We start from the raw sequence: 20951 nt of genomic DNA, 5'->3' as shown, positions 1-20951 counted from the left end.
CTTTGAAAGAGTCAGGATGTTCTTATATACGATTCTAGTGTTTGGCTGCCAGGCTCTCTTGAACCATATCGGCAAAATACTTATGCAATCTGTAATCCTCTGTTAACTCCGGATGAAAAGAGGAGACTAACAGATGGCCCTGACGTGCAGTTACAATTTCATCATTATACACTGTCAGTATATCCACATCCGGGCCAACCTCACTAATAAGCGGAGCCCGGATGAAAACAGCACGCACCGGCTCCGGAATTCCCTTGACGGTGAGATCACATTCAAAGCTTTCCCGCTGGCGGCCGAAGGCATTCCGGGACACGGTAATGTCCATCAGCTCCAAATGGGCCGGCTCTCCCCCGGCAATATGCCTCGCCAGTACAATCATACCGGCACATGTACCAAAGATAGGCTTGCCCCGGCCGGAAAAATCACGTATAGCTTCAATGAAGCCATATTTGCGCATCAGCTTGCCGATTGTCGTACTTTCTCCCCCGGGAATAATCAGTCCCGCCACTTCTTCAAGCTGCTCTACACGCTTGACGGGAAGGCCCTCTGCCCCGGTTTTCTCTATACTGACAATATGCTCTGTTACGGCGCCCTGAAGCGCCAACACTCCTATTTTCATCCGGACAACCTTCTCTCTATTAACGGCCGCGCTCCGACATGCGTTCTGCTGGAGACAAAGTGGCAATATCAATACCCTTCATTGGAGTACCGAGATTCTTCGATACTTCAGCAATCAGCTTGTAGTCTGTATAGTGAGTTGTAGCTTCAACAATGGCACGGGCGAACTTCTCAGGGTTGTCCGATTTAAAAATACCGGAACCGACAAACACGCCGTCAGCTCCCAAATGCATCATCAAAGCGGCATCGGCAGGAGTTGCTACACCGCCTGCAGCAAAGTTGACTACCGGCAGCTTGCCAAGCTCATGGACCTCGAGCAGCAGTTCATAAGGTACGCCAAGCGACTTGGCCTCATGAAACAGCTCATCTTTGGACATGTTCGTTACTTTGCGGATTTGGCTGTTAATGAACCGCATATGACGGACAGCCTCAACAATGTTGCCCGTTCCCGGCTCACCCTTGGTCCGGATCATGGAAGCTCCCTCATTAATACGCCGCAGGGCTTCACCCAGATCCTTCGCACCGCAGACAAACGGAACTGTGAACTCACGTTTATTGATATGGTAAACTTCATCGGCCGGAGTCAGTACTTCACTCTCGTCGAGATAGTCGACACCCAGAGATTCCAAAACCTTAGCTTCTACGTAATGACCAATACGGGCTTTAGCCATAACGGGAATGCTGACTACTTTGAGAACCTCTTCTACAATTGTAGGATCAGCCATCCGTGCTACACCGCCAGCTGCGCGGATGTCAGAAGGCACGCGCTCCAGAGCCATAACTGCGACTGCACCCGCAGCTTCAGCAATTTTAGCCTGTTCTGCATTCATGACGTCCATAATGACGCCGCCTTTTTGCATTTCTGCCATGCCTCTTTTTACACGCGATGTTCCAGTTTCCATGTCTAAGCCCCCCAAATGATCTCTCTGAATCTAACTTATGATTTTACCGCATAGCGGTTATATATACAACCCGATTACTCGGGTTATCATCTGTTCAGGACGGTGCCGGTTTTAGAACAAATTTTTGATGCCGGTAAACAGATCACCGAAAAAATCGCCAATTGCTCTCATTAACAGCTTGAACCAGCCTGCCTTCTCTGCTTCTTCAGCTGTAATCAGATTCACGGTTTGCTCCTGGGCCTGAGCCATTCCTTCAATCTGATAAGTATAGCTAACCTTGCCCACCTGTGATCCATTAGCGATAGGCGCAACCAAAGTAGAGGCATCGTTAACCGTTACAGCAGTTTGGATTTGTGGAGATACTGTTCCTTTAGGGACGATAAAAGTAACCCCAGCATCAGTAACAACCGGCACATCCTTGTTCTTGCCTTTTTCTACCGGCACGGTTTCATTGCCTTCAATAACTGCCTTAGGGGCTACCACCTGTTTGATCTCAAAATTATTGAAGCCGAAATCAAGCACTTTCTTCGTTTCAGTGAAACGATGTGCTTCTGAGTCAGCTCCCATAACTACACTAATCAGGCGCATGCCGTCACGTACAGCAGTACCGGTGAAGCAGTTCCCCGCATTTGTAGTATGACCTGTCTTCAATCCATCAAGACCCGGATAAGCATAGGCTTTGAAATTGGCGATGTCCTTGTTAGCCTCAAGCATCCAGTTATAGTTGATCATCGGCTTCTCATCGCGCTCACGGAATTTGTAAGATTGAATAGTAGTAAATTCGGAAAAATCAGGATGTTCAGTTACGATATGCTGGGCAAGAATAGCTGCATCCATCGCCGACATCACTGTCTCACGGTCAACTTCCGGACGGAATTTGGCCGGCATATCGGCCCGGTCAAGACCGGTCGAGTTGATGAAATAGGCAGTCTTCATTCCCATCTTCTGAGCCGTCTCGTTCATCAATGCCACGAACTGCTCCTCTGAACCGGATACCAGCTCTGCCAGAGCAACTGTCGCATCATTCGCCGAGCCAACCGCCATAGCTATGTATAGCTCTCTAACTGTATGTTCATCGCCTTGGGCCAAAAAGATCCGTGATCCGATTTGCTTGGCTGCATTCTCCTGTACAATTACTGTCTGATCCCAGGAAATCTGCCCGTTATTCACCGCTTCGGTAACCAGGTATTCAGTCATCATCTTGGTCATACTCGCCGGAGGCATAGCTACATCAGCATTGAGAGACATGAGAACCTCACCTGTCGTAGGCTCAATCAATACCGCTGACTTTACATTGAGGCCCAGGGATTCCACAGAAGGAATCTTTACAGGAGCAGCAGGAGCAGTTGTGCCTGCATTCTCCGCACCGGTCTCTGTAGCAGCAGGTGTCTGAACGGCATTAGCCAATACAGCAGAACTTGCCGGTGATACTAACATATTTAAAAACAGTGCCACTGTAGCTGTCTTCATTACAATTTGTTTACGGATAAATCTACGCTTGTACTTCAATGATTACTACTCTCCTTTGATTCTCATATCCATTGCTTGTTCTATTCTAACACAGGGGTATCTGCAAAAAAAGACAGACAGGACGAAATTGGTCCTGTCTGCCCGTAATTTATCGAATGTGGCGGATTATAGGGAATAGTTGGGTGCTTCCTTCGTAATTTGCACATCATGCGGATGACTTTCACGCAATCCCGCACCGGTAATACGGATAAAGGACGTGTCATTGCGCAGTTCAGCAAGTGTCTTGGTTCCGCAATATCCCATGCCTGAACGAAGACCGCCAATCAACTGGTGAACTGTATCCGACAGAGGCCCTTTGAAGGCAACTCTTCCTTCAATACCTTCCGGAACGAGCTTCTTGTCATCATCCTGGAAGTAGCGGTCCTTACTGCCTTGCTTCATGGCACTCATACTGCCCATGCCGCGGTATACCTTAAACTTACGGCCCTGGTACAGCTCCGATTCCCCTGGGCTTTCTTCAGTTCCGGCAAACAGGCTTCCCATCATGACAGCCGATGCCCCTGCAGCAATAGCCTTGGTAATCTCTCCGGAGTATTTAATCCCGCCGTCAGCAATAATTGGAACACCGTATTCACGTGCTACGCTTGCGCAGTCATAAATGGCTGTAATCTGTGGAACACCGATACCGGCAATTACACGGGTGGTACAGATAGAACCAGGTCCGATACCGACCTTGACAATGGAAGCTCCCGCTTCAATCAATTCGCGTGTAGCTTCGCCTGTTGCTACGTTTCCGGCCACAATGGTCAGGTCAGGGTACTGGGCACGCAAATTGCGAACAGCCTCAATAATATTGATATGATGACCGTGGGCAGAATCCAGAACAATCATATCGACACCAGCCTCAACCAGAGCCTTTGCACGTTCTCCTGCGTCCTTGGAGACCCCGATAGCGGCACCCACGAGCAGACGTCCTTGGGCATCCTTCGCGCCATTCGGGAACTGGATAGCTTTCTCGATGTCTTTGATGGTGATAAGGCCTTTAAGAATATTGTTCTCATCCACCAATGGCAGCTTCTCGATCTTATGGCGCTGCAGGACAACTTCTGCCTCTTGCAGTGTTGTTCCCACAGGGGCTGTTACAAGATTGTCGTGTGTCATATACTCGCTGATCGGAGCGCTGTAATCGTGAATAAAACGCATATCACGGTTGGTGATAATCCCAACCAGCTTGTTGTCATTATCTACAATCGGAACACCGGAGATGCGGAATTTACCCATCAGGCGCTCTGCGTCGGATACCAAGTGAGCGGGAGTAAGGGAGAAGGGATTAGTGATAACTCCGCTTTCGGAACGTTTTACTCGGTCCACTTCTTCAGCCTGCTGCTCTACGGACATATTCTTGTGAATAACGCCAATGCCACCTTCACGGGCAATCGCAATCGCCATTGCAGCTTCTGTTACAGTGTCCATTCCAGCGCTGATAAGCGGAATATTAAGCTTCACATTGTTACTAAGAACCGTGGACAAATCGACTTCCTTCGGGAGCACCTCGGACTTACGCGGTACCAGCAGCACATCATCAAAAGTCAGTCCCTCTTTACCAAACTTATCTTCCCACACCTGGGTCATTCCTCCTCGATTGTTGTTATTCTATGCCCGCAAACTTTATAAATGAAGAAACTCCGGCTTAAGTCCATATCAGATAGACACAGAATTCACAGCGAAGTTATACATATTTCGTATCTCCAATTACGGTTTGAGACCCTAGTCCAAAAATATATTATTGCCATCTTAGCAAAGGGCTTTTGGCCTGTCAAGAATATTACATCATCAGAGAAGGTATTGGTAAAACAGCGGAATAGTAAGCGAATTCTTGGACGAAAGTCCGTATGGAATGGACACTTGAATGAATAGAACCTGGTGATTAACCAAATGTGGGTTAAAGCAGTCTTTTGATCTATGGAATGGACACTTGAATGAATAGAACCTGGTGATTAACCAAATGTGGGTTAAAGCAGTCTTTTGATCTTTGGAGAAGAGATTGATTCTTATTCGAGCCTTGGTCATGTTCTTGTAAAGCTTTCATTTGCCTCCATTCGCTATACAGGTGTTTTTTTTGTGCGTTTCACGCTCTCCACAGAATAAAAACACATGATGCTATTGCTGATAACTGAGCAGTGGCTTCATGTGCGCTGGTGGCGCTCCAAGCTCTAAGCAAGCTAAGTGGATTTTCTCCTTTTAATTTTCGTTCAGACACCGATGTTACGATGCTAGTGGGAAAAACTCCAGTTAATTGTACTAATTTAGTCCTGAAAGACCTATATCCCCTGAATTAAGGGCAGTATTTCCAACTAATCATCCTATATAGTAAAAATTCGCGAAATTAAGTGGAGAAAATCCCACTAGAGCATACTTTGGGAAGTAAAGTAACCTCAATTTTTCGAGGTTGGTTAAAGGAACATAAAAAAGCCAGCTCATCATTATGAGCTGGCTGTGTGTGCTTGGCGGCGTCCCTAGCTCTAAACAAGCTAAGTGGATTTTCTCCTTTTATTTTTCGTTTAGACACCGAAATTACAATGCTAGTTGGATAAACTCCAGTTAATTGTACTAACTTAGTCCTGAAAGACCTATATCGCCTGAATTAAAGGGAGTATTTCCAACTAATCATCCTATATAGTAAAAATTCGCCAAATTAAGTGGAGAAAATCCCACTAGAGCATACTTTGGGAAGTAACCTCAATTTTCCGAGGTTAGTTAAAGAACATAAAAAAACCAGCTCATCATTATGAGCTGGCTTTGTGTGCTTGGCGGCGTCCTACTCTCCCAGGACCCTTCGGTCCAAGTACCATCGGCGCTGGAGGGCTTAACGGTCGTGTTCGGGATGGGTACGCGTGGAACCCCTCCGCTATCGCCACCAAACATGCGTTTGTGAAACAAACGCTGCCGCTAGAAATTACGTTCATCACAGTTGTGTGAATGAATTTCGTTGCGTACAGGCTTGATCGCCTGAAAACTGAATCCGAAACGAATTTGTGTGTTAGTTTTTTGGATAAGCCCTCGACCGATTAGTATTGGTCAGCTCCATGCATTGCTGCACTTCCACCTCCAACCTATCTACCTCGTCGTCTTCAAGGGGTCTTACTAGTTGGGAAATCTCATCTTGAGGGGGGCTTCACGCTTAGATGCTTTCAGCGCTTATCCCGTCCGTACGTAGCTACCCAGCCATGCTCCTGGCGGAACAACTGGTGCACCAGCGGTACGTCCATCCCGGTCCTCTCGTACTAAGGACAGCTCCTCTCAAATTTCCTGCGCCCACGACAGATAGGGACCGAACTGTCTCACGACGTTCTGAACCCAGCTCGCGTACCGCTTTAATGGGCGAACAGCCCAACCCTTGGGACCTACTTCAGCCCCAGGATGCGATGAGCCGACATCGAGGTGCCAAACCTCCCCGTCGATGTGGACTCTTGGGGGAGATAAGCCTGTTATCCCCAGGGTAGCTTTTATCCGTTGAGCGATGGCCCTTCCATGCGGTACCACCGGATCACTAAGTCCGACTTTCGTCCCTGCTCGACTTGTAGGTCTCGCAGTCAAGCTCCCTTATGCCTTTGCACTCTTCGAATGATTTCCAACCATTCTGAGGGAACCTTTGAACGCCTCCGTTACTCTTTAGGAGGCGACCGCCCCAGTCAAACTGCCCGCCTGACACGGTCCCTGTACCCGCTTAGGGTACCAGGTTAGAACCTAGATACGATCAGGGTGGTATCCCAACGGCGCCTCCACAGAAGCTTGCGCTCCTGCTTCTACGGCTCCCACCTATCCTGTACAGATCGTACCCAAATTCAATATCAAGCTGCAGTAAAGCTCCATGGGGTCTTTCCGTCTTGTCGCGGGTAACCTGCATCTTCACAGGTATTAAAATTTCACCGGATCTCTCGTTGAGACAGCGCCCAAGTCGTTACGCCATTCGTGCGGGTCAGAATTTACCTGACAAGGAATTTCGCTACCTTAGGACCGTTATAGTTACGGCCGCCGTTTACTGGGGCTTCGGTTCATAGCTTCGGGTTACCCCTAACCACTCCCCTTAACCTTCCAGCACCGGGCAGGCGTCAGCCCGTATACTTCGCCTTGCGGCTTCGCACAGACCTGTGTTTTTGCTAAACAGTCGCTTGGGCCTTTTCACTGCGGCCCCCTCGGGCTATTCACCCTACCGAGGCACCCCTTCTCCCGAAGTTACGGGGTCATTTTGCCGAGTTCCTTAACGAGAGTTCTTCCGCGCGCCTTAGAATTCTCTTCTCGCCTACCTGTGTCGGTTTGCGGTACGGGCACCTTCTCCTGACTAGAGGCTTTTCTTGGCAGTGTGAGATCATGACCTTCGCTACTGTAATTTTCGCTCCCCATCACAGCCCAGCCTTACGGTGTGCGGATTTGCCTGCACACCAGCCTCACTGCTTAGACGGACATCCATCAGTCCGCGTCACTACCCTCCTGCGTCACCCCATCGCTCATAGCGGATTACGGTGGTACAGTAATTTCAAACTGTTGTCCTTCGACTACGCCTGTCGGCCTCGCCTTAGGTCCCGACTTACCCTGAGCGGACGAGCCTTCCTCAGGAAACCTTGGGCTTTCGGCGGATCAGATTCTCACTGATCTTTTCGTTACTCATACCGGCATTCTCACTTGTGTACTCTCCAGCGCTCCTTACGGTACACCTTCAACGCATACACAACGCTCCCCTACCCCTGATGCAAAGCATCAAGCCATAGCTTCGGTGGTGTGTTTAGCCCCGTTACATTTTCGGCGCAGAGTCACTCGACCAGTGAGCTATTACGCACTCTTTCAATGGTGGCTGCTTCTAAGCCAACATCCTGGTTGTCTGTGCAACTCCACATCCTTTCCCACTTAACACACACTTGGGGACCTTAGCTGATGGTCTGGGCTGTTTCCCTTTTGACAATGGATCTTAGCACTCACTGTCTGACTCCCGGCAAGAAGTAAATGGCATTCGGAGTTTGACTGAGCTTGGTAACCCTTGCGGGCCCCGCACCCAATCAGTGCTCTACCTCCACCACTCCATTCACCGAGGCTAGCCCTAAAGCTATTTCGGGGAGAACCAGCTATCTCCGAGTTCGATTGGAATTTCTCCGCTACCCCCACCTCATCCCCGCACTTTTCAACGTACGTGGGTTCGGGCCTCCAGTGCGTGTTACCGCACCTTCACCCTGGACAGGGGTAGATCACACGGTTTCGGGTCTACGTCCACATACTCAGTCGCCCTATTCAGACTCGCTTTCGCTGCGGCTCCGGCTTCTCACCTTAACCTTGCATGTTAAACGTAACTCGCCGGTTCATTCTACAAAAGGCACGCCATCATCCATATAGAGGACTCTGACTTCTTGTAAGCACACGGTTTCAGGTTCTATTTCACTCCCCTTCCGGGGTGCTTTTCACCTTTCCCTCACGGTACTGATTCACTATCGGTCGCCAGGTAGTATTTAGCCTTAGCAGATGGTCCTGCTGGATTCATACGGGGTTTCACGTGCCCCGCACTACTCGGGATCCGTCTCGGAGAGAACACAGTTTAGGTTACAGGGCTTTTACCTCTATCGCGGGCCTTTCCAGACCTCTTCACCTACCATATTCTTTTGTAACTCCATGTGAGACGTCCCACAACCCCAGGAGGCAAGCCTCCTGGTTTAGGCTGTTCCGCGTTCGCTCGCCGCTACTGACGGAATCACTATTGTTTTCTCTTCCTCAGGGTACTTAGATGTTTCAGTTCCCCTGGTCTGCCTCAACACATCCTATGTATTCAGATGTGAGTGACTGCGAATTACCACAGCCGGGTTTCCCCATTCGGACACCCCCGGATCAAAGCTTGCTTACAGCTCCCCGAGGCAGTTTCGTTGTTCGCCACGTCCTTCGTCGGCTCCTGGCGCCTAGGCATCCTCCGTGTGCTCTTATTAGCTTAACCAACGCTACGGTGTTTCGCTTGTTCGCTCATCTTGTTTTGAATAGCGCGTCCGGATCACTCCGTACACTAGAATATTCAAAGCCAAAAGTCGCTTCACAATCGAAAACCTTCGCTTTCAGCATCGCTATTAAATCTTCACTTGTTTACACAAGCTCAGCTTAAAGGAATGTTCTAAAACGCAAATTCGTTTCGGTATCCAGTTTTCAAGGATCAAGTTTCTGTAAGTTCTGGTCGATCACAGCTGTGTCGATAGAAGTTACAGAATGTTGAGAGCTTAAACTCTCAAAACTGAGCAACGAGTGAGTAACTAACCGACCGGTTAGATTTAAGATTTGAATGTCTTCATTGCAGAAGACGATTCTCCATAGAAAGGAGGTGATCCAGCCGCACCTTCCGATACGGCTACCTTGTTACGACTTCACCCCAATCATCTACCCCACCTTCGGCGGCTGGCTCCCTTGCGGGTTACCCCACCGACTTCGGGTGTTGTAAACTCTCGTGGTGTGACGGGCGGTGTGTACAAGACCCGGGAACGTATTCACCGCGGCATGCTGATCCGCGATTACTAGCAATTCCGACTTCATGCAGGCGAGTTGCAGCCTGCAATCCGAACTGAGACCGGCTTTGCTGGGATTGGCTCCACCTCGCGGCTTCGCTTCCCGTTGTACCGGCCATTGTAGTACGTGTGTAGCCCAGGTCATAAGGGGCATGATGATTTGACGTCATCCCCACCTTCCTCCGGTTTGTCACCGGCAGTCACTCTAGAGTGCCCAGCTCGACCTGCTGGCAACTAAAGTCAAGGGTTGCGCTCGTTGCGGGACTTAACCCAACATCTCACGACACGAGCTGACGACAACCATGCACCACCTGTCTCCTCTGTCCCGAAGGCCGCCTCTATCTCTAGAGGATTCAGAGGGATGTCAAGACCTGGTAAGGTTCTTCGCGTTGCTTCGAATTAAACCACATACTCCACTGCTTGTGCGGGTCCCCGTCAATTCCTTTGAGTTTCAGTCTTGTGACCGTACTCCCCAGGCGGAGTGCTTACTGTGTTAACTTCGGCACCAAGGGTATCGAAACCCCTAACACCTAGCACTCATCGTTTACGGCGTGGACTACCAGGGTATCTAATCCTGTTTGCTCCCCACGCTTTCGCGCCTCAGCGTCAGTTACAGCCCAGAAAGTCGCCTTCGCCACTGGTGTTCCTCCACATCTCTACGCATTTCACCGCTACACGTGGAATTCCACTTTCCTCTTCTGTACTCAAGCGATCCAGTTTCCAGTGCGACCCCAGGTTGAGCCCAAGGTTTAAACACCAGACTTAAATCGCCGCCTGCGCGCGCTTTACGCCCAATAATTCCGGACAACGCTTGCCCCCTACGTATTACCGCGGCTGCTGGCACGTAGTTAGCCGGGGCTTTCTTCTCAGGTACCGTCACTCCGGTAGCAGTTACTCTACCGGACGTTCTTCCCTGGCAACAGAGCTTTACGATCCGAAAACCTTCATCACTCACGCGGCGTTGCTCCGTCAGGCTTTCGCCCATTGCGGAAGATTCCCTACTGCTGCCTCCCGTAGGAGTCTGGGCCGTGTCTCAGTCCCAGTGTGGCCGTTCACCCTCTCAGGTCGGCTACGCATCGTCGCCTTGGTGAGCCGTTACCTCACCAACTAGCTAATGCGCCGCAGGCCCATCCCGTAGTGACAGATTGCTCCGTCTTTCATTCTTTCTTCAGGAGAAAAAAGAAATTATCCGGTATTAGCTACCGTTTCCGGTAGTTATCCCAGGGCTATGGGGCAGGTTGCCTACGTGTTACTCACCCGTCCGCCGCTAAGCAACGATTTCCCAAGGGAAACCGTTAGCTCCGCTCGACTTGCATGTATTAGGCACGCCGCCAGCGTTCGTCCTGAGCCAGGATCAAACTCTCCAATTAGTATTGAAAAGAGCGATTCGCTCATTTTGAAACATCTGACGAGAATTTGCATTCTCATTTTTGGATCTCACCGAAGTGATTTCCAGATACTCACTCGTTGTTCAGTTTTCAAAGATCAAGCCCGTTGTTAGTGTCGATTATCTCGTCACCAGCAACTCTTATACTATATCATATCCGACCGATCAATGCAAGCTTTTTTTGAATTTCTTATTTTAGCTTAGCGTTGATGTTTCGCGGCCAGATATAGAATATACCACGTACAGATTATCTTTGCAAGTATTTTTTTGATAAATATATAGATTCAATAATCCTATAAATTACAGCAGCCAATGAACACTTACCTTCTGTCCTCTGGCTGCTGTAATAGATAATATCAGGTATTACTCGCTCTTGTTGCGCATATGCGGGAATAACAGCACATCACGGATGGAAGCTGCATTAGTAAGCAGCATGATCAGACGGTCCACGCCGATCCCCAGTCCGCCTGTAGGCGGCATTCCATATTCCAAAGCACGGATGAAGTCATCGTCCATCTCATGGGCCTCATCGTTACCTTGTTCTTTCTCCTGGATCTGTGCTTCAAAGCGCTGGCGCTGATCAATCGGATCATTCAGCTCACTGAAGGCATTTGCGTGTTCACGGGCCACAATAAAGAGCTCGAAGCGGTCGGTAAAACGCGGATCCTGATCATTCTTCTTAGCGAGCGGAGAGATTTCAACCGGATGACCCATTACAAATGTAGGTTGAATCAGTGTTTCCTCCACAAATTGCTCGAAGAAGGCATTCAGGATGTGACCGAAGGTCATATGCTTTTCAACTGGCACACGGTGCTCTTTGGCCAAACGTTGAGCTTCCTCATCCGTCATTTGCACTCCAAAGTCTACTCCAGTTACTTCCTTAACCGCATCCACCATAGATACACGGCGCCATCCCGGTGAGAGATCGACCTCATGACCTTGATAGTTAATCTGCTGCGAACCCAGAACCTCTTGGGCAATGTGGGCAATCATATTTTCGGTAAGCTGCATGATATCCTTGTAGTCCGCATAAGCTTCGTACAGCTCAATCATGGTGAATTCCGGATTATGGCGTGTGGAAATGCCTTCGTTACGGTATACACGTCCGATCTCATATACTTTCTCCAGTCCGCCGACAATCAGGCGTTTCAGGTGAAGTTCAATCGCAATCCGCATATACAGCTGCATATCCAGCGTGTTGTGGTGAGTAATGAACGGACGCGCAGCGGCACCGCCGGCAATAGCATGCAGCGTCGGGGTTTCAACCTCGAGATAGCCGAGAGAATCCAGGTAACGGCGCATGGACTGAATGATCCGTGAACGGGCGATGAACGTCTGCTGTACTTCCGGATTGATGATCAGATCGACATAACGCTGGCGGTAGCGCAGTTCTACGTCTTTCAGACCATGGTATTTCTCAGGCAGCGGCAGCAGGGATTTGGATAAAACCTCAAGATTTGACGCTTTAATAGAAGTCTCGCCTGTTTTGGTCTTGAACACATTACCGCGGACTCCAACGATATCCCCCAAGTCAAGAACGTTAAAAGCTGCGTATTGCGTCTCAGGAATGCTGTCCTGACGTACATAAATCTGGATTTTTCCGCTAAGGTCCTGGATGTGGGCGAAGCTTGCCTTTCCCATTACCCGTTTGGCCATAATACGTCCGGCAATGCTGACTTCGAGGTTCAGCTCGTCCAGCTCTTCCTTGGTTTGTCCGTCATACTTCGCCAGAAGATCACCGGCAGCAGCTGTACGCTCATATTTTTTGCCAAAAGGATCGATTCCCAGCGCACGCAGCTCGTCCAATTTCGCCCGGCGGATCTGCAGAAGCTCACTAAGCTCGCTTTCGGTGCTCTCCACGTTGTTCATTTCCTCAGTCATGTTCTTCATCCTCTCTAAACCCTCATGTCATATACACAAGAAGAAACGGCTCCGCCATCGCTATAGCAAGGCAGCCCGTTCCGTTACAAAATATAAGCTATATGTGTTCACCCATATTTTCTGTTGTTATACGTTACTAATTTTGAAAAAAGCTTCCCTAAGGAAGCTTTCATAACCTGCCGGCAGACGCGGGTGCGCCTGCAGCTTACTTCATTGTGATATCTAGAATTTTATATTGAATAACGCCTGCAGGAACACTTACATCTACAATAGTGCCGACTTTTTTGCCGATAATAGCTCTGCCTACCGGGCTTTCGTTGGAAATTTTATTGTTAAGCGGATCGGATTCGGCGGTGCCGACGATTGTGTATTCCATAATATCGCCATATTCCAGATCTTCAACGCTAACTGTAGCCCCGATACTTACCACATCGGTAACAATTTCATCAGCGTTAATGATACGAGCATTGCGGAGCATCTTCTCCAAAGTAATGATACGGCCTTCAATAAAAGCCTGCTCGTTCTTCGCATCTTCATATTCCGAGTTCTCGCTGATATCTCCGTAGCCGATCGCCACCTTAATCCGTTCTGCCACTTCGCGGCGTTTTACGGATTTGAGGGTCTCCAGTTCTTCTTCCAGACGCTTAAGTCCGTCCGGTGTAAGGATGACTTCTTTATCGCTCATCTCAACCGATTCTCCTGTCGTATACATTTATTGAAAACACCATACTATATGCGAATATGGAGGGATAAGAACCCCCCTTGCTGCATTGCTCTTGCTGTAACGGCGATTTTATACTGAGAAATTATATTGGAACCGTTACTAAATGTCAATGACGCCCCATATAATGTTCAGTGTTCTCTTATAAAATGCGCAGAACCGGTGATTATACCGCAGAAAGTGAAGCTTTAGCGCTCTTCTGCTCCTCTTCATCTTTGAGGGTACCGACAAAATCCTTCAAAATCCGCACCATTTCGTCACGTTTGGTTTCTTCCATAATGACATCCTTGACACGTGCGGCTGATTTAAATCCTTTTAAATACCAGGCCATATGCTTGCGCATTTCGCGCACAGCCACTGCTTCTCCCCTCAGGGCGATCAGACGGTCCATATGGAGAATAGCCACCTTAATTTTCTCTTCCGCTCCCGGCTCAGGCATTAACTCACCGGTGCTCAAATATTGAACGGTACGGTACAGCATCCAGGGATTCCCCAGGGCGCCGCGGCCGATCATTACACCGTCACAACCCGTCTGGTCGAGCATTGCCCGGGCGTCCTCCGGCGTGTTAACATCACCGTTCCCGATCACAGGGATAGAGACAGCCTCTTTGGCCATTTTGATATAATTCCAGTCGGCACGCCCAGTGTAGAGCTGCTCCCGCGTACGGCCGTGCACACTGACAGCCTGGCCTCCGGCGCGCTCTACGGCACGTGCGTTTTCTTCTACAAAAATATGCTCGCTGTCCCAGCCGATCCGCATTTTTACGGTTACCGGCTTCTCAACGGCTTCGACTACGGCCGAGACCATTTCATAAATCTTATCCGGATTCAGCAGCCAGCGGGCTCCGGCATCACATTTCGTCACTTTGGGTACAGGGCAGCCCATATTGATGTCGATAATATCGGCATTGGTCTCCTTATCCACGACCTTGGCCGCCTCAACGAGTGATGCACGGTCTCCGCCAAAAATCTGCAGACTCAGCGGCTTCTCCCGCTCATCCACAAACAGCATCTCACGTGTACGCTTATTGCCATGCAGGATAGCCTTATCACTGACCATTTCCGCGCAGACCAGCCCTGTTCCGAATTCTTTGGCGATCAGACGGAACGCCGGATTACATACACCCGCCATAGGTGCCAGCACTACCTGGTTTTTCAGCTCAATGCCGCCAATTTTCAGCATGTCGTTCACAACCTTTAACCCTATTTTGTTGCGGTGTACTTCCAGTTAGTCATGGGGATTAGACAGCTCATCGGCTGATATCCCGAGAACATCCGCAATTTTATTTAAAATTTTATCTTCCAACCGCCGGTTTCCCCTCTCGACTGCACCAAGTACAGCCAGAGAAATTCCGACAGAATCCGCCAGCTCCTGCTGGGTATAACCCTTCAGCTTCCGGAATGCTCTGACCCGCGTTCCCATACGTTTGATGTCCAAAGGCGCATTCCTTCCTCTCCGTCAATATCCTGCAGCGCTGCTGCAACTCTCTGGCGAAGTCCGGAAGAGCCTTCATTATGCTTAACAATGTCATTCAACGGAATGAGCACAAAGGCCCGCTCCATCATCCGGGGATGCGGAAGCGTCAGATCCGGCGTATCCAAGACCTGTCCTTCCATCCAGAGCAGATCCAAATCCACCGTTCTGGGGCCGTAACGGATATCTCTCGTACGCCCGAGCCCGGTCTCAATCGCCAGCATAACCTGAAGCAGCTCCTGCGGCACAAGTGTAGTGCGGAGCATGGCTGCCATGTTCAAAAACTGCGGCTGATCAAGGTAGCCGACCGGCTCAGTCTCGTATACCTTTGAGCAGGCTGCCACTTCAATTTCTTCATGATCGTCCAGTCTGATCAGCGCTTCCTTCAAGGTTCCTTCACGGTCCCCCAAATTAGCCCCTAAAGCAATATAAGCCTCTGAAGCCTCAGAGGTAGAATGTATAGTCATGGACCTGTCTCACTTTCTCGATCTGTGCAGCTCGACGGTCACTCCCTGAAAATGAATGTCGAACGGCGGATGCGGCTTGGTTACTTTGACCGTTACTGCATTGATAACAGTATAAGTGGCAAGTACCGCGGATGCAATATTTTCTCCCAAAGCTTCAATCAGTTTGAAGGACTTTGTTTCGACAATATTTTTAACCAGAGCATGGATTTCGGCATAGTTAACAGTCAGGGTCAGATCATCCTGAAGCCCGGCACCCCGAAGATCCAGATCCAGTTCGAGATCAATATAGTAACGTGCCCCAAGCTTGCGTTCCTCTTCGAACACACCATGATAACCGTAATACTCCATGCGGTGCAGCTTCATTTTGTCCATTATGCAGCCCACTTTCTTAAAATATAGATCTTACGTATTCCCCATCTGCTGATACACCATCGCGTCGCACATCTGCACAGTCCGCTTAATCTTTGCCACGTCATGAACACGCACAATCTGACAGCCTTGGGCAATACCGAACGCTACAGTCGCGGCGGTTCCCTCAACAACATCATCAGCCGGAAGCTCCAGCACGGTGCGGATAAATTTTTTGCGGGAGGTGGCAAGCAGTACCGGATACCCAAGAGCCGTCAGCTGATCGAGCGACATCATGGCCTGCAGATTCTCCGCATAATCTTTGGCAAAGCCAATGCCCGGGTCGAGTATAAGGTTCTCCGGCTTCACTCCAGCGGCTAATGCTATATCAATGCTCTCCAGCAAGTCTGCCTTCATGTCCGCAGCCAAATCCGTATAATTACGGTCTTTACGGTTATGCATCACAATAAACGGGCATTCCGCCTCCGCAGCTACGGCCGCCATATCCGGATCTGCTTTGCCGCCCCATATATCATTGATCATATGTGCTCCTGCCCGGAGAGCCTGCCTGGCTACCTCAGCTTTATAAGTGTCTATGGATAACACCAGCTGCGGAGCAGCCCGGCGGATACTCTCAATCACAGGGATTACCCTGTCCAATTCCTCTTCAAGGCTTACCGGCTGATGACCGGGACGGGTCGATTCCCCGCCAATGTCTATAATATCGGCCCCTTCAGCAGCCATCTGCAGCGCATGCTCAACTGCCTGATCACGTTCATTCCACAAGCCGCCGTCGGAAAAAGAATCCGGCGTTACGTTCAGGATGCCCATAATCAGCGTCCGGTCTCCCAAGGTCAGGCTTCCGCCAGGCCAGCTGTAACTTCGATTATATATAACAGGTTTCACTTCGCCAGCACCGTCCTTTCCCTGTATAAAGTCATTAATTGCCCGGTATACCGGCCGCAGCGTCCCCCGCTGATACCTGCAGCTTTATTCTCATCCCACAGTGCAGTAACCGGAACAATTTCCTGTACTGAGTTGGTAAGAAATACTTCATCCGCCGATTGAAGCTGCTCCCAGGTATAATAACCTTCCTCCACCCGCAGTCCTGCTTCAGCAGCCAGCTCTATGACTATTTCCCGGGTTATTCCCGGAAGAATACCTGTCCCGATATCAGGAGTGCAGAGCTTGTTCTTGCTGACAAAAAAAACATTGCTGACGATCCCCTCGGCGATCTCCCCCCGCTCCGTCAGCATCAGGCCCTCTGCGCCACTCTTGGCAGAGCCGTAACCGGCAAGCTCGCGCTTGGCCAGAATATTGTTCATATAATGCAGAGATTTAAGCCTCACTGGTCCTTCCGGTGTATTGCGGCGCTGCTTCAGCAGCTGAAGCCCTTTGCCTTCGCTATATAAGCTTTCCGGGTGCAAAGGCAGCTCCTTGATGTAAAGCAAATGTGAAGGCTGCTTATATTCTCCGGCAGGCAGTCCAAGAATATCCTCACCTGCTGTAACGGTATAGCGTATATAGGCCTCCTCCAGCTGGCTCCGGTCCATTACCTCCCTGATCCACTTCAGCAGCAGGGCTTCATCAGGTTCAAAAGGAATGCCCAGCTGAGCGCATCCGTAAGCCAGCCTCTTTAGATGCCGCTGCAGCAGAAAAGGGGCACCGCCATAGGTACGGAACGTCTCGAACAATCCCATTCCGTACAAAAAGCCGTGATCCAGAGCGGAAACCACGGCATCTTTGGCCTCAACGATACTATAATTCAGACCTACATACTTCATGCCGTTTCTCCGGCTCTCCGTTTCAAAAAGTTGCGCAGCATCGTATGTCCATGATCGGTTATGATCGATTCGGGATGGAACTGCACGCCTTCAATCGGATACTCTTTATGGCGCAGGGCCATAATTTCCCCTTCGGCAGTCTCCGCTGTGATCTCCAGGCAATCCGGCAGGCTCTCACGTTCCACGATCAGGGAGTGGTACCGGGTAGCTGTAAACGGCGATTCCATGCCTTCAAACACAGAGGTTCCGTTGTGGTGGATCGGCGATGTTTTGCCGTGCATCAGACGTTCAGCCCGGATCACGTTACCGCCAAAGGCCTGCCCGATGGCCTGATGCCCAAGGCAGACGCCAAAGATCGGAATACTGCCTTTAAAATGCTGGAGCAGCTCCAGGCTGATCCCCGCTTCATTGGGCGTACAAGGACCGGGAGAGATCAGAATATGGTCCGGCGCCAGTGCTTCAATCTCCTGTATAGTAATTTCATCGTTGCGGAATACTCGGACCTCTTCCCCCAGTTCACCCAAATACTGCACCAGGTTATAGGTAAAAGAATCATAATTATCGATGACCATGATCATAGTAGTGCTCCCCCTTCGCCGCCGGCGATCCGTGATTCATGCTGCATTTCACTGCAGAGAACCGCCTTCACTACCGCTTTGGCTTTGTTATGGCATTCACGATATTCGCGGTAAGGATCAGAGTCGATCACAATGCCCGCTCCTGTCTGGATATATCCGGTTCCGTCCTTCACGGCCAGCGTCCGTATAATAATATTTAATTCCATATTCCCGCTGTAGTCAATCCAGCCGAGTGAACCGGTATAAGGGCCGCGCCGTACCGGCTCCAGCTCCTCAATAATCTCCATCGTCCTTACCTTGGGTGCGCCTGTGATGGTGCCGCCGGGAAATAGGGCGGCCATGACATCGTACGCATCCTTGCCCGGGGCGATGGTGCCCTCCACCTGCGATACGAGATGCATCACATGCGAGTACCGCTCCACGGTCAGCAGCTCCGGCACGCGGACCGTTCCGTAGGCAGCGACACGTCCGATGTCGTTGCGCTCCAGATCGACAAGCATGATATGCTCGGCGATCTCCTTCTCGCTCCCGCGAAGCTCCGCCTCCATGGCGGCATCCTCCGCGGGAGTCAGGCCCCGGCGCCGGGTACCGGCAATGGGGCGGGCGCTGACCTTCTCCCCGTGCAGCTTGACGAGCAGCTCCGGCGAAGCGCTGGAGAGGGCGAAGCCGGGCGAGCGGAGCAGCCCCATGTACGGGGAGGGGTTGAGCCTGCGCAGCCATTCGTAAACATCCTCCGGCGAGGATTTAAGCTGCGCCTCCTGGCGCAGTGACAGATTGACCTGGAATACATCACCGCCGCGGATATATTCCTGAACATCGAGTACAGCCTGCTGGAATTGTTCCGGCGAGAAGGCTGAAGTCATGCCGGGCCATACTCCGGATAAAGGTACGCCGGCTTCAACAGCAGCAACAATAGCGCTGGCCGCTTTCTCCTGCTCCGCACTTTCCGGTGCTGAACAAATAACTTGCCAGCGTTCCAGCATCTTCTCCGCCCGTCCGGCCGTTTCCTGATACAGCTCCTTCAGCTTACCGGTGTCTGATACAGTACCTGGTTCAACCGGCACATGAACCGCGGCGTAGAGGATATGCTCCTGGTGGTCATAAATCCACAGTTCCTCCAGCCGCATAAAGAGATAGTCCGGGAAGCCCGGATCGTCCTTCGCCAGTACAGGCAGGGTTTCCAGGGAACGGACGACATCATAGCTGAGGAATCCTGCACAGCCTCCGGTAAACGGCGGCACATCACCCTCTATCCGTGGGGCGCGGTAGCCCTGCATCCACTGCTCCAGCACATTAAGGGGCTCCCCCTGTAATTGTACTGTTTCATCCGGCAGCAGGGAGGAGTCCGAAGACCTTCTGGTAAAAGTGACTGCTTCTGCCTTGCCGCCTTTGCCGGTTAATACAGAAACCGGCTGAAGGCCGAGATACGTATAACGCCCGCCTTTGCCGCTTTCCAGTACTACTGAATAAGGAGAGGCCATCTCCCAGGCTGTCATCCAGGAATGGGGAAGCCCTCCTTGTTCCTGTGGTGATTGTATAATAAAGGGCAGCAGGCTGTAGTCCTCTTTTGCCCAATTCTCCCAGTCCTGCAATGCCGTTATAATCTCCAATTTCATCCTCCGCTTTTCCGGTTCCATAGTTGTTGTTATTGCCTGTCAGTATACTGTAATTGGGGTGGCTTTGAAAAGCCTGTACCGCCAGTTTTTCAAAAAATAAAAGAATACATAAAAAAGAGCCCCGGGTCCCTTATTTAAGGTGATCCGAAAGCTCTTCACAAACTGGTATTACCAGCAATTAAGCTTCAAAGTTATAGAGCGGTGTGCTCAAATAGCGTTCACCGTTACTTGGAACAATGACGACCACTTTTTTGCCTGCGCCCAGCTCCTTAGCTACCTTGAGTGCAGCAAATACGGCAGCACCGGAGGAAATACCGGACAATACGCCTTCTTCTTTGGCAACACGGCGTGCCGTTTCAAAAGCTTCATCATTCTCGACATGAATGATTTCATCATAAATGTTCTGATTCAGAATCTCGGGAATAAAGTTGGCGCCAATCCCTTGGATTTTGTGCGGGCCTGGTTTGCCTCCAGCCAGAATTGGCGAAGCAGCAGGCTCAACAGCATAAATCTTCACATCAGGATACTTGCTCTTCAGGACTTCACCGGCCCCTGAGATCGTTCCGCCTGTACCGATACCGGCCACAAATGCGTCCAGCGGTCCGCCAATAGATTCGATTGCTTCCACAATTTCCGGACCTGTAGTTTCGAGGTGGATTTTGAGGTTCGCTTTATTCTTAAATTGCTCGGCAAGAAAATACTCAGGGTTCTCGTTCAGGATCTGCTCAGCTTTCTTAACCGCACCATTCATACCTTCCGATCCCGGAGTCAATACCAGCTCTGCGCCATAAGCACGCAGCAGGTTGCGGCGCTCAAGGCTCATCGTTTCCGGCATAACAATAATCGCTTTATACCCTTTGGCCGCTGCTACAAGCGCAAGACCAATACCGGTATTACCGCTGGTCGCTTCAACAATTGTTCCGCCTGGCTTCAGAAGGCCTTCCTTTTCAGCTTCTTCTACAATGCTGAGGGCAATACGGTCTTTAACACTGGAGCCCGGGTTCTGGTATTCCAGCTTCAAATAAATTTCCGCGGAGCCTTCCGGAGCAATCCGGTTAAGACGAACGAGCGGTGTGCCTCCGATCAAATCTGTTACACTGTTGACGACTTTAGCCATGGGTAAAAACCTCCTCGGGATGATAAATGATTATATGGGTGCAAAATTTGTTCCGCTG

Annotated in this window: 15 protein-coding genes and 3 rRNA genes; all 18 read right to left on the bottom strand. The window is 50.3% G+C overall.

Annotated elements, in window-relative coordinates; translation table 11 throughout:
- Positions 1 to 34: 34 nt before the first annotated feature.
- Positions 35 to 619, bottom strand: coding sequence for a pyridoxal 5'-phosphate synthase glutaminase subunit PdxT (pdxT, locus tag C2I18_RS12470; RefSeq protein ID WP_249901487.1), 585 nt, complete (start codon positions 617 to 619; stop codon positions 35 to 37).
- Positions 620 to 638: 19 nt separating this feature from the next.
- Positions 639 to 1520: a pyridoxal 5'-phosphate synthase lyase subunit PdxS gene (gene pdxS / locus C2I18_RS12465; protein WP_249901486.1), complete on the bottom strand. Its 882-nt coding sequence runs from the start codon at positions 1518 to 1520 to the stop codon at positions 639 to 641.
- A gap of 111 nt (positions 1521 to 1631) precedes the next feature.
- A complete protein-coding gene (locus C2I18_RS12460; protein ID WP_249902098.1) occupies positions 1632 to 2990 on the bottom strand; it encodes a D-alanyl-D-alanine carboxypeptidase family protein in 1359 nt (452 codons plus the stop codon).
- 165 nt (positions 2991 to 3155) lie between these two features.
- Positions 3156 to 4613 (bottom strand): IMP dehydrogenase, encoded by a 1458-nt coding sequence (guaB, locus tag C2I18_RS12455; protein ID WP_249902097.1) that lies wholly within the window; start codon positions 4611 to 4613, stop codon positions 3156 to 3158.
- 1182 nt (positions 4614 to 5795) lie between these two features.
- Positions 5796 to 5912 (bottom strand): 5S ribosomal RNA (rrf, locus tag C2I18_RS12450).
- Between the two features lie 126 nt (positions 5913 to 6038).
- Positions 6039 to 8964: ribosomal RNA gene (locus C2I18_RS12445) — 23S ribosomal RNA — on the bottom strand.
- Positions 8965 to 9332: 368 nt separating this feature from the next.
- Positions 9333 to 10890, bottom strand: a 16S ribosomal RNA gene (locus tag C2I18_RS12440).
- The 16S, 23S and 5S rRNA genes sit together here, the layout of an rRNA operon.
- Positions 10891 to 11270: 380 nt before the next feature.
- On the bottom strand, positions 11271 to 12788 hold the full coding sequence (gene lysS, locus C2I18_RS12435; protein WP_249902096.1) for a lysine--tRNA ligase: 1518 nt from the start codon (positions 12786 to 12788) through the stop codon (positions 11271 to 11273).
- Positions 12789 to 12993: 205 nt separating this feature from the next.
- Complete coding sequence (gene greA, locus C2I18_RS12430; RefSeq protein ID WP_249901485.1) at positions 12994 to 13473, bottom strand: transcription elongation factor GreA; 480 nt, start codon at positions 13471 to 13473, stop codon at positions 12994 to 12996.
- Positions 13474 to 13675: 202 nt separating this feature from the next.
- Entirely contained in the window at positions 13676 to 14692 is a 1017-nt protein-coding gene (dusB, locus tag C2I18_RS12425; RefSeq protein WP_249901484.1) for a tRNA dihydrouridine synthase DusB, read from the bottom strand.
- A gap of 45 nt (positions 14693 to 14737) precedes the next feature.
- Positions 14738 to 14932: a helix-turn-helix domain-containing protein gene (locus C2I18_RS12420; protein WP_481857907.1), complete on the bottom strand. Its 195-nt coding sequence runs from the start codon at positions 14930 to 14932 to the stop codon at positions 14738 to 14740.
- Positions 14899 to 15450, bottom strand: coding sequence for a 2-amino-4-hydroxy-6-hydroxymethyldihydropteridine diphosphokinase (folK, locus tag C2I18_RS12415; protein ID WP_249901482.1), 552 nt, complete (start codon positions 15448 to 15450; stop codon positions 14899 to 14901). Before folK ends, C2I18_RS12420 begins: the two co-directional genes overlap by 34 nt.
- A 9-nt stretch (positions 15451 to 15459) precedes the next feature.
- A complete protein-coding gene (gene folB, locus C2I18_RS12410) occupies positions 15460 to 15822 on the bottom strand; it encodes a dihydroneopterin aldolase (protein WP_249901481.1) in 363 nt (120 codons plus the stop codon).
- 30 nt (positions 15823 to 15852) lie between these two features.
- A complete protein-coding gene (folP, locus tag C2I18_RS12405; RefSeq protein WP_249901480.1) occupies positions 15853 to 16704 on the bottom strand; it encodes a dihydropteroate synthase in 852 nt (283 codons plus the stop codon).
- The gene (locus tag C2I18_RS12400) at positions 16701 to 17582 is read right to left on the bottom strand and encodes an aminotransferase class IV (RefSeq protein ID WP_249901479.1); all 882 of its coding nucleotides are present in this window, start codon (positions 17580 to 17582) and stop codon (positions 16701 to 16703) included. Before C2I18_RS12400 ends, folP begins: the two co-directional genes overlap by 4 nt.
- Entirely contained in the window at positions 17579 to 18160 is a 582-nt protein-coding gene (pabA, locus tag C2I18_RS12395) for an aminodeoxychorismate/anthranilate synthase component II (RefSeq protein WP_249901478.1), read from the bottom strand. The genes C2I18_RS12400 and pabA overlap by 4 nt, the downstream gene beginning before the upstream one ends.
- Entirely contained in the window at positions 18157 to 19776 is a 1620-nt protein-coding gene (locus C2I18_RS12390) for an anthranilate synthase component I family protein (protein ID WP_249901477.1), read from the bottom strand. Before C2I18_RS12390 ends, pabA begins: the two co-directional genes overlap by 4 nt.
- A 178-nt stretch (positions 19777 to 19954) precedes the next feature.
- A complete protein-coding gene (gene cysK, locus C2I18_RS12385) occupies positions 19955 to 20893 on the bottom strand; it encodes a cysteine synthase A (RefSeq protein ID WP_249901475.1) in 939 nt (312 codons plus the stop codon).
- Between the last annotated feature and the right edge of the window lie 58 nt (positions 20894 to 20951).

It is taken from the genome of Paenibacillus sp. PK3_47, from assembly GCF_023520895.1.
In the GTDB taxonomy this organism is placed as follows: Bacteria; Bacillota; Bacilli; order Paenibacillales; family Paenibacillaceae; genus Paenibacillus_AQ.
This window is presented reverse-complemented; position numbering and strand designations above follow the sequence as displayed.